Source organism: Enterobacter sp. 148H3 (assembly GCF_034107425.1).
Lineage (GTDB): Bacteria > Pseudomonadota > Gammaproteobacteria > Enterobacterales > Enterobacteriaceae > Enterobacter > Enterobacter vonholyi.
In genome coordinates this window covers 260846-274682 of the sequence record NZ_JAWNEI010000003.1, presented here as the reverse complement: position 1 = coordinate 274682, position 13837 = coordinate 260846, and the positions used below count along the sequence as shown (strand labels likewise).

12 protein-coding genes are annotated in these 13837 nt (G+C 57.0%); 7 read left to right on the top strand and 5 right to left on the bottom strand.

All coding sequences use genetic code 11. The annotated features are described in order from the left end of the window. Positions 1-61: 61 nt before the first annotated feature. On the bottom strand, positions 62-730 hold the full coding sequence (locus tag USH94_RS05835) for an epoxyqueuosine reductase QueH (RefSeq protein ID WP_111964656.1): 669 nt from the start codon (positions 728-730) through the stop codon (positions 62-64). A gap of 124 nt (positions 731-854) precedes the next feature. Further along, positions 855-1331, bottom strand: a complete 477-nt coding sequence (locus tag USH94_RS05830) for a GNAT family N-acetyltransferase (protein ID WP_111964655.1) — start codon at positions 1329-1331, stop codon at positions 855-857. Positions 1332-1421: 90 nt separating this feature from the next. Here USH94_RS05830 and USH94_RS05825 point away from each other — a divergent pair, with 90 nt between their 5' ends. Next, entirely contained in the window at positions 1422-2393 is a 972-nt protein-coding gene (locus USH94_RS05825) for a LysR family transcriptional regulator (protein ID WP_111964654.1), read from the top strand. On the opposite strand, the gene USH94_RS05820 is transcribed toward USH94_RS05825, so the two are convergent. Further along, the gene (locus tag USH94_RS05820) at positions 2306-3211 is read right to left on the bottom strand and encodes a LysR family transcriptional regulator (protein WP_111964653.1); all 906 of its coding nucleotides are present in this window, start codon (positions 3209-3211) and stop codon (positions 2306-2308) included. The genes USH94_RS05825 and USH94_RS05820 overlap by 88 nt on opposite strands. A 169-nt stretch (positions 3212-3380) precedes the next feature. Between USH94_RS05820 and USH94_RS05815 the strand changes: the two genes are divergently transcribed. From USH94_RS05815 to USH94_RS05790, 6 genes are all read left to right on the top strand, one after another. After that, positions 3381-4703: an amidohydrolase family protein gene (locus tag USH94_RS05815; RefSeq protein WP_111964652.1), complete on the top strand. Its 1323-nt coding sequence runs from the start codon at positions 3381-3383 to the stop codon at positions 4701-4703. A gap of 66 nt (positions 4704-4769) precedes the next feature. After that, complete coding sequence (locus USH94_RS05810) at positions 4770-5969, top strand: arabinose transporter (protein WP_111964651.1); 1200 nt, start codon at positions 4770-4772, stop codon at positions 5967-5969. A gap of 55 nt (positions 5970-6024) precedes the next feature. Further along, complete coding sequence (locus USH94_RS05805; RefSeq protein ID WP_111964650.1) at positions 6025-6795, top strand: SDR family NAD(P)-dependent oxidoreductase; 771 nt, start codon at positions 6025-6027, stop codon at positions 6793-6795. Between the two features lie 100 nt (positions 6796-6895). After that, positions 6896-7171, top strand: a complete 276-nt coding sequence (locus USH94_RS05800; RefSeq protein ID WP_111964649.1) for a metal/formaldehyde-sensitive transcriptional repressor — start codon at positions 6896-6898, stop codon at positions 7169-7171. A 30-nt stretch (positions 7172-7201) separates the two neighbouring features. Then, entirely contained in the window at positions 7202-8320 is a 1119-nt protein-coding gene (locus USH94_RS05795; RefSeq protein ID WP_021242543.1) for an S-(hydroxymethyl)glutathione dehydrogenase/class III alcohol dehydrogenase, read from the top strand. Between the two features lie 160 nt (positions 8321-8480). Beyond that, positions 8481-10175 (top strand): methyl-accepting chemotaxis protein, encoded by a 1695-nt coding sequence (locus tag USH94_RS05790; protein ID WP_111964648.1) that lies wholly within the window; start codon positions 8481-8483, stop codon positions 10173-10175. Positions 10176-10264: 89 nt separating this feature from the next. Here the strand turns inward: USH94_RS05790 and USH94_RS05785 are convergent, their stop codons facing one another. Together USH94_RS05785 and USH94_RS05780 are read right to left on the bottom strand one after the other, a co-directional pair. Continuing rightward, on the bottom strand, positions 10265-12646 hold the full coding sequence (locus USH94_RS05785; protein WP_111964647.1) for a glucose/quinate/shikimate family membrane-bound PQQ-dependent dehydrogenase: 2382 nt from the start codon (positions 12644-12646) through the stop codon (positions 10265-10267). A 257-nt stretch (positions 12647-12903) separates the two neighbouring features. Next, a complete protein-coding gene (locus USH94_RS05780) occupies positions 12904-13827 on the bottom strand; it encodes a LysR substrate-binding domain-containing protein (protein ID WP_111964646.1) in 924 nt (307 codons plus the stop codon). Positions 13828-13837: the final 10 nt, after the last annotated feature.

Genomic DNA, 13837 nt, shown 5'->3' with positions numbered 1-13837 from the left:
CAAGGCTAAATTCGGCACCTGAAAGGGCGGTTTTCGGATATATCTCTATATCCGGAACCCGTTATTTCTCATTGTCATCCTGACCGTAAAACAGTTTCCCGATGCGGATCAGAGGGCGGCCCTGTGACTTACGGTGCAGGTTACTGTCTCTGAGCGAATAAACGCAGCCGCAGTATTCCTGCTGGTAAAACTGTTCCCGCTTGCTGATCTCAATCATGCGTGAAGAGCCGCCCTGTTTGCGCCAGTTATAGTCCCAGTAAACCATACCCGGATAGCGCGCGGCCGCACGCTGGCCGCAGTCGTTTATCTGCTGCATGTTCTTCCAGCGGGAGATCCCGAGCGAGCTGCTGATGACGTTGAATCCATTCTCTGCCGCATAGAGCGCCGTACGCTCGAAACGCATATCGAAGCACATGGTGCAGCGGACGCCGCGCTCGGGTTCCCATTCCATGCCTTTCGCGCGCTCAAACCAGTTATCGGTGTCGTAATCGGCATCAACAAACGGCACGCCGTGTTTTTCCGCAAAGCGAATATTCTCCTCTTTACGAATGAGGTATTCCTTTTGCGGATGGATATTGGGGTTATAGAAGAAAATGGTGTACTCAATGCCCGACGCCTGGATGGCCTCCATCACTTCACCCGAGCAGGGGGCGCAGCAGGAGTGCAGCAGCAGTTTGTCAGCGCCGTTTGGCAAGGTGAGTTGAGGGCGGATAAAAGGGGCTGTCGTCATGGCGTTCTGCACTATGTTTATGAATTTTATGGAAGGGTAGCATAAATTCAGAATCTGTTGAGACGGGATCGACGCAGGAAAGAGCGATCCCGCAGGGCGGGATCTTCTCGGGTATGACGTGCCGCTATTCGGCAAATTTGAGCAACGCTTCTCCGTCAAGACGGTATCGCACCCATTCGGACTGCGGCAGCGCGCCAATGCTCAGATAAAAATCGATGGCGGGCTGGTTCCAGTCCAGCACGCTCCATTCAAGGCGGCCACACTGTCGTTTTACCGCGAGCTGAGCGATATGTTTCAGCAGCGCTCTTCCCGCGCCTTTACCGCGATATTCCGGGGAAACGTAAAGGTCTTCCATATAAATCCCGTTGCGGCCAAGCCAGGTTGAATAGCTGGTGAAGAATACGGCATAGCCGGCGATCTTGCCTTCACACTCCGCGATCAACGCTTCGGTTTTTGTACCTGCGCCAAAGAGCGTTTCCCGGATCTCCTCCGGCGTGGTAACTACTTCTTCCGGGGCTTTTTCATACACCGCCAGCTCGTAAATCATGGCGTAAATGGCCGCCGCATCTTCGGGGCGGGCCTGACGAAGGGTGATGCTCATTGTTTTTCCTGCTTTTTAGCGTGCGTCTTGATTGATGGCGTTAAGCATACGGAGTATTGTCCGAAGAATTAAGTGCAATGAAATCAACATATGATGAATATTATGCATCCGACCCTGAGACGACTTGATTTAAACCTGCTGCCCGTTTTCGACGCGATTTACCGCCACCGTTCCGTTCGGCTGGCCGCTGACGAGCTGGCGATGAGCACATCCGCGCTCAGCCATGCGCTGTCGCGCCTGCGCGCCAGCCTGAATGACCCGCTGTTTTTCCGCGAAGGGCATCGTATGTCCCCCAGCGTTTATGCCTCTCAGCTCGCACCTTCGATTGCTTCCGCACTCTCGTTCCTTAATCATGAACTGACCCCGCAGCCGGAGTTTGATGCAGCCAGCAGTACGGAGAGCCTGCAGATTGCGATAACGGACTTTACCGCGCTTTGCATTTTTCCGGCTCTGATGCACAGGCTGCAGCTTACTGCCCCGGGGTTACGCTTTGAATTGCGCTATCTGCCGCACAGTCCGGCGCTGACGGAACTGCTGGCGGGCGAGGTGGATCTGGCGCTGGGCTTCAGCACTCAGGATGATATCCGACACCCGGAACTGGAAGAGATCGACTGGTTTGAAGATGAGTATGTGGTCATCAGCAACGCGCGGCGGACGCGTCTGACGCTGGAGGATTATCTCGCGGCCCGACATCTGGTGGTGACCCCATGGAATGAGAAGCAGGGCGTTCTTGACGTACGGCTTGAGCTGCTGGGCTATACCCGGCAAATCGCGATCAAAACGCCGTCAATGCTCAGCGCACCGTTTATCGTAGCGGAAAGCGACCTGCTGATGGCGATCCCTCGTTACGCCGCTGAGAAGCTGGTTGCGGCAGCAGACCTGAGGATTTTTGCTTTACCGTTTTCGATACGCACGTTTGAAGTGAAAATTTACTCGCATAAACGCAGCGGCCAGCGGGGCGCAACGCGCTGGCTTCAGGAGGAGCTGCAAATGCTGGCGCAAAATTCCATAAAGGCTTCGACTGCGGCGGGAGCAAGTCGACGTGAAGGCCGCGTGATATAGAGAGGATAGGTTTCGCCCGGCCATTCCGGAAAAATTTCGACCAGCATTCCGTCAGCGATCAGCTGTTCAACGCTGAGTGAAAGCACCTGGGCAATGCCAACGCCACTTACGCAGGACTGAACCATCAGATCGACATCGGTTGTGGTGAGATGGCCACGGGTTTCAACCGTCAGAACTTCCCGACCACGGCGGAATTCCCATTCGAACGGCTTACCGCGGCGAGGATCGATAAACTGGATGCACTCATGACTCTTCAACGCTTCAGGATGCCCCGGTCGCCCGTGCCGTTCCAGATAGGCCGGTGATGCTACCGTCAGCACGCGCGTCTTTAACAACAATTTTGACGTAATAGTCGAGGGGAGTTGCGGCCCAAAACGCACCGCAACATCTATTCCCTCCGTCACTAAATCCCCGACGTCCGGTTGCTGGACCACTGTCAGTTCCAGTTCCGGATGACGTTCGCGTAACAGCGGCAGGTTCGGCGCCAAAATATGTCGGGCAAATATTGGATTAAGGCTGACCCTTAATGTACCCCGAACAGCCACGGCGGCACCGGAGACGTAGCTCGCTGCAACTTCGATACCTTCCAGATGCGGCGCGGCGCGCTCATACAAAGCCCGACCTTCATTCGTCAGGTTCAAGGTACGCGTAGTCCGGTTCAGCAAGCGCACGCCTAGCCTCTCTTCAAGCCTGTCTATCGATCTGCTGACGCCAGACGCTGACAGCCCCAGCACCTCGCCAGCGCGGCTGAAGCTGCCCGCCTCTACCACCGCGGCCAACACGCTTAATCCTGACAGTAACCGTCCGTCAAAACTCATTCCCGCTCACCTTTGACTTTATGCAAATATAATTTGAATAAAGCTACCTTTATCAAAGATGGCGCGCAACCTATTGTGTCAGCCAATTCGTTGCGAAGAGCAATTTTCACGATCGTCGTCCTGGCGAACCGCGCAACGAACGGCACCACTTAACCCTGAGGAACATGAAATGACAACGACGCGCACACTTTTTAAAGGCGGCATCATCCTGACCCTGGATGCTGACGTACCCAATCTCTCCGTGGGCGATGTGCTTGTGCAGGACGACCGGATAGCGGCTGTCGGCCCGGATCTGCATGCGGATGAAGCCCATGTGATTGACGCCACCGATCATATTGTTATGCCCGGCCTGATTGATGCCCATCACCACGCGTGGCTTGGGGTTATGCGCCGCATGATGCCGGACGTCGACGATCTTTTTGCTTACATTGATGTCGTCGCAGAGAAACTGGGCAAACACTATCGTCCACTGGACATGTACCTGAGTACCATGCTCACGGCACTTGCCTCACTGGACGCTGGTATCACGACCATTATTGATGCCTGCCACAACTCGCGCAGCCCCGAGCACACTGATGCAGCACTAGATGCTCTAAAGGAGAGCGGCATCCGGGCGTTACATATGGTTGGTGCGGCAATGGATAAAGAAGCTTCATCGGCGCATTTGCCTGCCGATTTGGAGCGACTGTCGCGAAGCTGGAATACAAATGACAGCCTTGTGCAGGTTGGTCTGTTTGGTCAGCTCAATCTTGACTGGTGGGAGATCGCACGCAAGCTCGACATGCGAATTCTGACTGAATTCATCGGCGATATCGCTAACCTCGGCCCTGAGTTTGCCAGACCGGGCATACTGGGCACGGATAACATCTTCAATCACTGCTCAAGAGTTCCTCAGGATACGTGGAAGCTGCTGGCCGATGCACGGGTCAACGTCACGGTCAATCCACGTTCGGATGCGTTATTTGGTTTCGACGATGAAACCTTTGCTTACCAGCAGGCTGTTGATAACGGCTTAACCCCGGCGCTGGGCATCGACCTGGATACGGCGTTTGGCAGCGATATGTTCGGAGAAATGCACGCGCTGTTCGGTCAGCAGCGATCGGCTATGCGCTACCGTCACTTCCGTTGCGAGGAGAACGTGCCATCTCCCATTACGGCAGAGGCGGTCCTTAAGGCGGCAACTGTGAATGGCGCGCGAGCGGCCGGACTTGAGGACCAGATTGGGACCCTTACGCCAGGAAAGCAGGCCGACATTATCATGATTCGTACTAACGGCGTCGCCGTTTTCCCCGTGACCAACGCGATCGGCACTGTTGTGCAGGCGATTGAACGGTCTGATGTGGATACCGTGATGGTGGCTGGCCAGCTGCGCAAGCGTGCGGGCAAATTAACGGGCATCGATCTGGCGTCGCTGAGTGCGGAGATCATCCGCTCTCGCGATTACCTGCTCAAAGCCAGCGGCTATCACGCCGATCTCTTTACAGCATCTTGATAACTGAGCGGCCCGACACTCCGGGCCGTTCAACTCTCTCACGCCTGTATCATCAAGGAGAATTTGATGGAAGCCCACGTCATAAAGCGGCTAGCGGAGGATAATACTCTGCCCGTGCTTCTTCCCCGCCCGGCAACGGGCGTTATCGCCGCGTTATTTTTTGGCTATCTGGCCGTCGGACTGCCGTTGCCGGTGATTCCTTTGTTCATCCATGGCCATCTCGGCTTTAGCAACGTCGTGGTGGGACTGGTAATAGGCATCCAGTTCCTGGCAACGGTGCTCACTCGCGGCTACGCCGGACGGATTACCGACCAGCAGGGTGGCAAACGTTCCGCGCTTCAGGGCGCGATCCTTTCGGCGCTGGCTGGAGGACTCTATCTGGTCGCTTCAGCAACGGACCTTTCACCCACAGCCACACTTTGCATTGTTATCGCAGGGCGTCTGATGGCCGGGTTTGGCGAAAGCCAGTTCGTGACGGGATGCGTGTCATGGGCAATTGCCTCCGTTGGCCCTCAGCGCGCCGGGATGTCTATGTCGTGGACTGGCATCGCTATGTTTGCGGCACTTTCAATCGGTGCTCCTGTTGGAATGGCCTTTTATCAGCATTACAGCCTCGCGACGGCGATGATTGCCTGTATTGCTTCACCGCTATTGGCCACGCTGATTGCATTAGGTACTACATCATATAGATCGCCAGGAGGTCCGCGGCTGCCATTCCATCGCGTAGTAGGGCGCATCTGGCGCGAAGGTCTGGGATTGATGCTGCAGGGTGTCGGGCTTTCCGGGCTTACCGCTTTTGCCTCATTGTACTTTGCAGCACATCACTGGCAGAACGCTGGACTGGTAATGACTGCCTTTGGCCTCGGTTTTATTTTTGTTCGCCTCGCCTTCGGGCATCTGCCAGATCGGCTGGGCGGCTACCGCGTTGCGGTATGGTCCCTGGTGGTTGAAGCTCTCGGTCAGGCAATGTTGTGGCTGGGATCAAACGAAGGGGTGGCGCTTGCCGGCGCTTTGGTCACCGGGTTGGGCTGTGCGCTGGTATTCCCCGCGCTGGGCGTTGAAGCCTTAAGACGCGTTCCACAAGCCAACCGCGGCAGTGCAATGGGCGCATTCGTTGCCTTTCTGGATGTCGCTTATGGAATCGCCGGGCCTGTAGCTGGCCTGATCGCCGGTCAGTTTAGTTATGCCGCTGTATATCTGTCTGGTGCAGTCTGTGCGCTGCTGGGGGCGCTGATTGCGAGCGCGTCTCGCATGCAGCAATCCTGAATAAACATCCGAGCCGGTAGCCCTTGCTGTCGGTTCAATAATCTGGAGAAATTATATGTCACGCATTTTCATCTCCGGTTCGTCTACAGGCCTCGGCCTGATGGCAGCCGAACTGCTGGTTCAACAAGGACATCAGGTTGTATTGCACGCGCGTAATGCCAACCGTGCTGAAGATGCCCTGCGCACCTTACCCCAGGCTGAAGCCGTCGTTGTAGGTGACCTGGAGACCATTGCCGGTGCCAGGGAAACGGCTTTATGCGTCAACGAACTGGGGCATTTCGATGCCGTCATCCACAATGCTGCCGTTGGCTACAACGAAGCGTATCGCGTGACCCGCGACGGGCTGCCGCATGTTTTCGCGATCAACACGCTCTCGGCTTACATACTTACCGCGTTGATTGAACGTCCGCAGCGCCTCGTCTATCTGAGTTCGGGTATGCATCATCATGCCCGGGCAAACCTGGATGATATTCTCTGGCAAAAACGTCGCTGGAATGGTGCTGACGCTTATGCTGAGAGCAAATTACATGACGCTATGCTGGCTTTTGCTCTGGCGCGTCGCTGGCGTAACGTGCGGATCAACAGCCTGGAGCCTGGCTGGGTGCCGACAAAAATGGGTGGGCCGCACGCTCCGGACGATATGGAGCTGGCACATCTCACTCAGGCATGGCTCGCAGCCAGCCATGATTCTGCGGCTGATGTGACGGGCAAATATTTCTACCACATGAAGCGCATTGCCGCTAATCCACAGGCTCTCAATGCGGCATTGCAGGATCGTCTCATTGATATATGTACTGAGATTTCAGGGATAACGCTGCCGGAGTAATACGTAACGTTAACAAAATGTGTGTTAACTATAAAAACAGAGTGTTTACATTATATCAATAATAAATGTACCATACCCCCCTATAGTATCAGGAGGGCGTATGCCGCATTCACCCGAAGATAAAAAACGTATTCTTACCCGCGTCCGGCGCATTCGGGGCCAGGTTGATGCCCTTGAACGCGCGCTGGAGGCGGGCGATCCCTGTCTGGCGATCCTGCAGCAAATTGCCGCCGTGCGCGGGGCTGCCAATGGCCTGATGGGCGAAATGGTTGAAATTCACCTCAAAGATGAGCTGGTAGCGGGGGAAACCACGCCGGATCAGCGTGCCGTACGCATGGCGGAAGTCGGCCATTTACTGCGCTCTTATCTAAAATAAATCCACATACCTGACAAGAAGGGAAGACATATGAAATCTCGCGCTGCAGTTGCATTTGGCCCCGGCCAGCCGCTCAAAATCGTTGAAATTGACGTGGCACCGCCAAAGAAAGGTGAAGTGCTGATCAAAATTACCCACACCGGCGTATGTCATACCGATGCGTTTACGCTCTCGGGCGACGATCCTGAAGGCGTTTTCCCGGCGGTACTCGGCCATGAAGGCGGCGGGATTGTGGTGGAAGTGGGCGAGGGTGTGACCAGCCTGAAGCCAGGGGATCACGTGATCCCGCTGTACACCGCGGAATGCGGCGAGTGTAAGTTCTGTAAATCCGGCAAAACTAACCTCTGCCAGGCGGTGCGCGCCACCCAGGGGAAAGGGCTGATGCCGGACGGTACCACCCGTTTCTCGTATAACGGCGAGCCGGTTTATCACTACATGGGCACCAGCACCTTCAGTGAATACACCGTTTGCGCGGAGATCTCACTGGCGAAGGTGAACCCGCAGGCTCCGCTGGACAAAGTCTGCCTGCTGGGCTGCGGCGTGACCACCGGCATCGGCGCGGTGCACAACACGGCAAAAGTTAAAGAGGGCGATACCGTGGCGGTGTTCGGTCTCGGCGGCATTGGTCTGGCGGTGATTCAGGGCGCGGTGCAGGCGAAAGCCGGTCGTATCATCGCGGTCGACACCAACCCAGAGAAATTCAGGCTGGCGGGTGAAATGGGCGCGACCGATTTCGTGAACCCGAAAGATCACGAGAAGCCGATTCAGGACGTCATCGTTGAGATGACCGACGGCGGCGTGGACTTCAGCTTCGAGTGTATCGGCAACGTCAACGTGATGCGTTCCGCGCTGGAGTGCTGCCACAAAGGCTGGGGCGAGAGCATCATTATTGGCGTGGCCGGAGCGGGCCAGGAAATTAAAACCCGTCCATTCCAGCTGGTCACCGGGCGCGTATGGCGCGGTTCCGCGTTTGGCGGCGTGAAGGGGCGTACCCAGCTTCCGGGTATGGTTGAAGATGCTATGGTCGGCAAGATTCAGCTCGATCCGTTCATTACCCACCGCTTACCGCTGGAGCAGATTAACGAGGCGTTCGATTTGATGCACGAAGGAAAATCCATCCGTACCGTTATCCATTTCGGCGACAAGTAACTCTTCTGCCAGCGGTTTTTAGCCGCTGGCATTTCTTTAATAATCTTCTCTAAAGTGTGACCAGTGCGGCGTTTTTAGCCGTAATCTAAATCTCTGCCGTGCCGATGACTATTTAACAGGCGTGTTTTTACGCATCTTACCTACAAGAGAGTCGACGGTCATGGACAACACTACTTCGATGCTGGCGCAGCGCAAGCTGGGCTTCTTGCATCACATCAGGCTGGTTCCGCTGTTTTCCTCCATTCTCGGTGGCATTATTCTTCTGTTTGCCTTGAGCTCGGGTCTGGCAGGGTATTTCCTGCTGCAGGCCGATAACGATCAGCAGGATGTCACATCCGAAATTCAGGTGCGTATGGGGCTGTCGAACAGCTCAAACCATCTGCGAACCGCGCGTATCAATCTGATCCACGCCGGTGCGGCAAGCCGAATCGCGGAGATGGATGCGATGAAGCAGAACATCAGCGAGGCGGAAACACGCATTAAGCAGTCTCAGGATAGCTTTACCGCCTACATGAATCGCGCCGTGCGTACCGCCGAGGGCGCAGCGCTGGATGCGGAGCTGAAGACCCGGTATGACGCCTATATCGCGGGCATGCAGCCGATGGTGAAATTCGCCAAAAACGGCATGTTCGAGGCGATTATCAACCATGAAAACGAAACGGCGCGTCCGCTGGACGACGCTTACAACGCCGTACTGCTGAAGGCAATTAAAATCCGTACCGACCGTGCCAATGCGCTAACGGCGCAGGCGCACAGCCGCACGCAGCTGGGCCTGATGTTTATGGTGGGCGCGTTTGCGCTGGCGCTGGTGCTGACGGCGATGACCTTTGTCGTGCTGCGCCGTACGGTAATCAATCCGCTGCAGCGTGCAGCGAAACGTATCGAGAATATCGCTAAGGGCGATCTGACGATGCCAGACGACGTGGCGGGACGCAGCGAGATTGGCCGCCTGACGCGCGATCTGCAAACCATGCAGCACTCGCTTGAAAACACCGTAGGCACCGTACGTCAGGGGGCGGAGGAGATCTACCGCGGCACCAGCGAGATTTCAGCCGGTAACACCGACCTCTCTTCACGTACCGAGCAGCAGGCCGCAGCCATTGAGCAAACTGCCGCGAGCATGGAACAGCTCACCGCGACGGTGAAGCAGAACGCCGATAACGCCCATCACGCCAGCAAGCTGGCGGAAGATGCCTCCGGTAAAGCCACCCGCGGCGGCCAGATGGTTTCCGGCGTGGTGAAAACCATGGGCAATATCTCCAGCAGCTCGAAGAAGATCTCTGAAATCACCGCCGTGATTAACAGCATTGCCTTCCAGACCAATATCCTGGCGCTTAACGCGGCGGTAGAAGCGGCGCGGGCGGGCGAGCAGGGGCGCGGATTTGCCGTGGTGGCAAGTGAAGTGCGCACTCTGGCAAGCCGCAGCGCGAATGCCGCAAAAGAGATCGAAAGCCTGATCAACGAATCCGTTTCGCTGATCGACCAGGGTTCCGGTGAAGTTGTCGCCGCCGGTAACACTATGAATGAAATCGTTGAAGCGGTTAAACGCGTGACCGACATCATGCTGGAGATTGCCGCAGCGTCCGATGAGCAGAGCCGCGGTATCGTACAGGTGAGCCAGGCGATTTCCGAGATGGATAAAGTGACCCAGCAGAACGCCTCGCTGGTGGAGGAAGCCTCCGCGGCGGCGGCGTCTCTGGAAGAACAGGGCGCGCGTCTGACCGAGGCGGTCGGCGCATTTCGGTTGAGCAGCAAGACACAGGGGCGCACTCAACCACAGAACTCCGCAGCGGTAAAACCGGCTGCACTACGTCCGGCGGTAGCAGATAGCGGGGATAACTGGGAGACGTTCTGAGTCGACAGCCGCGTCGGGTGGCGCTTTGCTTACCCGACCTACAAAAACTGACCTACAAAAAAGGGACCTTTCGGTCCCTTTTTCACATCTTATTTCTTATCGGGTAACGCGTACGCGATAACGTAATCACCGCGATCCGGCGACTGGCGGGCGCCACCGGCGTTAATGATGATGTACTGCTTACCGGTTTTCGGCGACACGTAGGTCATCGGTCCGGACTGGCTGCCGACCGGCAGGCGGTCTGTCCAGATCTCTTTCCCGGTGGCGGTATCAAACGCGCGCAGGTAGAAATCCTGGGTGCCGGCAAAGAACAGCAGGCCGGACTGGGTAGAGAGCGACGCGCCCAGGGTCGGCATGCCGATTGGGATTGGCATGTGCATACGTATGCCCAGCGGGCCGGTATCTTCCACCGTGCCGACAGGGACCTGCCACACCAGCTTGCCGGTTTTCAGGTCAACGGCTGACATGGTGCCAAACGGCGGCTTCTGGCACGGAATACCCAGCGGTGACAGGAAGCGTTCGCGCATCGCGCCGAACGGCGTGCCGTCCATTGGGACAATCCCCATCTCGATGCCGCTGGCATTTTTCGCCACGTTCGCGCGCGGCACCATATAGTTTGCCAGGCCCAGGCGCATATCGTTGACGAACATCAGGCTGTTGTTCGGGTCAACGGAGACGCTGCCCCAGTTCATCCCGCCGAGTGAGCCAGGGAACTGCAGGGAACGATCGAGACCCGGTGGGGTGAAGACGCCCTGATGACGCATCTCTTTAAACTGAATGCGGCACAGCAGCAGGTCGACAGGCGTCGCGCCCCACATGTCGGATTCGGTCAGCGTCTGGTTGCCAATCATCGGCATGCCGACGGAGTACGGCTGGGTCGGGGAATAGCGTTCACCTTCAACGTTACCCGCCGGGACAGGGCGTTCCTCTACCTTCGCGACCGGCTTACCGGTTTCGCGGTTAAGCATGAAGATCATGCCCTGCTTGCTGGTCTGCACCAGCACAGGCGTGGTGCCGCCCTTACCGTCAGGCAGGTCGTACAGCAGCGGCTGGGAAGGCAGGTCGAAGTCCCACAGGTCGTGGTGGGTAGTCTGGAAATGCCAGCGAACCTGACCGGAGGCCGCGTCGACGGCGACGATGGATGAACTGTACTTATCGTCCAGCGCGGTACGCTCTCCCGCCCAGAAGTCTGGCGTGGCGTTGCCGGTTGGCAGGTAGATCAGGTTCAGTTTGGCGTCGTAAGACATCGCTGACCAGACGTTCGGCGTACCGCGGGTGTAGGTCTGGCCTTCTGGCGGCAGGCCGGTCAGGTTCGGATTACCCGGATCCCACGCCCAGGCCAGCTTACCGGTGTGAACGTCGTAGGCACGCACCACGCCCGGCGGCTCGCCGGTTGAGTAGTTATCTGCGACGCGACCGCCGACGACAACAACATTCCCGGCAACCAGCGGCGTCGAGGTTTGCTGATAATATCCGGGCTTAATCTCACCCATGCCGACGCTCAGATCCACGGTGCCATGGTCGCCGAAGTCGTCGCAGACCTTGCCGGTATCCGCGTTGATGGCAATCAGACGGGCATCGGTAGTGGGCAGGAACAGGCGGCGAGGGCATGCCGCAGGCTGCGTTTCTGCCTGTGACGTTGTCACGCTAGAGTGGTCTTCAAAATAGCCCAGACCGCGACAGCGCTGCCAGTTAGGGGCCGTGGCTTTGGAATCGTAGCGCCATTTTTCTTTACCGGAATCCACGTCCAGCGCCAGCACTTTACTGTATGGGGTACAGACGTACAGCGTGTCGCCAATCTGCAGAGGCGTGTTCTGATCTTCCGCACCCGAGCCGTTGCTCTGCGGAATATCGCCGGTGTGTGCAACCCACGCGACTTTCAGCGAGCTGACGTTTTGCTTGTTAATCTGGTCCAGCGCGGCGAAACGGTCGCCGTGGGTGGTATTGCCCCAGTGCTCCCAGTTCTTTTGCTGCTCGCCAGGGGCGACGGGTTTCACCGGAACGGGCTCGTTGGCAGCCACGAGGGTCTGAGGCTTAAACATCCAGCCCAGGCTGACCAGCATGGCCACCGCGAGCAGGGCCGCGACGCCAAAAGCGGGAGCCTTGTTCGCGGCGCTGTGGTTTGCCGCGCGCAGGAAGGGCCAGACGATGGCGCACAGGAACGCCAGTACGGCAAAGGTAAACAGGCGGGAGAAGAGTGGCCAGAAATCCCAGCCCGCATCGCTTACCGCCCAGAACAGTGAGGCAATAAATCCAATGCTATAGAGCACGATCCCGCTGGTGCGGTTGAGGAAAATCAGGATCGCGGCAATCACCATTACCACGCCCATTATCAGGAAGTAACTACTTCCGCCCACGGTGGCGAGCTTAAAGCCCAACCCGCCGACGGCCAGACCGATGAGCATCATCAGTCCGGCAAGAAGCCACTGCAGAATACGAGGTATCCCGCGCGGCGCGCTGCCAAATGCCATTTCTGTCTCCTTAGCTCCCCCCGCTGTGTCGGGTATGTACCAGTTGGGTAATAAATGCGGTGGGATTGATGGTTGATACCGGTGAATTCGTTTATATCAAATAATTTACGAACCATTTGGTGAATTCGCCGCTATGATAAAACTGTTAAATTGTTTTACGCAATTGTTAATGATTTATTCCGCATTATTTGATTAACGCACAGGTCAACCCCCCTCGCCCCTAAGGGGAGAGGGTCAGGGCGAAGGGCAAAAAGGTTTTAAACCGGCATTGATTTACGGATGGCGCTCAGCAGCGTCTGCGCACCCGTTGAGAGTGGGGTGTCGACGCGGGTCAATATGCCGATGGGTTCACCGGGGCCAGGGGAGGTAATCGGCAGCGCGATCAGCGTTCCCTGGCGTAAATCATCTTTTACCGCCCCGGAAGGGACGAACCAGACGTAGTCATAATCCAGCGTAAGCTGGCGTGAAAGCGAGGCTGACAGCGTTTCGATACACCCTGAGGGAAGCGTACACCCCTGCATTTGCAGCAAGGTTTCGGCGGTCTGGCGCGGGACGGTCCCTTTTGGGCACACCACCACCGGCCACTCCATGACGCGGCTTAACGTCACCGTGTCCTGCAGCAGCGGGTGATCGGGACGAACCACCAGCTTCAGGGACTCCAGGAACAGCAGTTCGTAATTGAGACCCCCCATCAGTTCGGGGTCGGACATGCGGCCGATACCGATATCCAGCTCGCCCGATTTCAGCCCCGCGAGCAGCATGGTGTTATTCATGGTGGCAACCTGAATCGTGGTATGCCGTTGCTGCTTGTGGAACTGGCCAATCACCGGCGGAAGAATGCCCAGCGCGGCGGTAGGCAGTGCCCCGACGCGGACGACCTCGCTGGTGTGTTCTTCTTTTCGGTGCAGGGACTGGCCTGCGGTATTGAGCGCATCCAGCACCTTAACGGCGTGCGTAAGGAACTGTTCGCCCACGATGGTAAGCTGCGCCCCCAGCCGACCGCGGTCAAAAAGACGGGCGCCGGTCAGCTGTTCCAGCTCGTTGAGTGTTTTAGATAGCGCGGGCTGGCTCAGGTTAAGGGTTTCAGCCGCACGCCCCAGCGTTCCCTGTTGAGCGACGGCCACAAATGTATGCAAATGGCGCAAGCGTATGCGCTGACTGAACAGACCATTTTTTTCCATAGGCGATGTT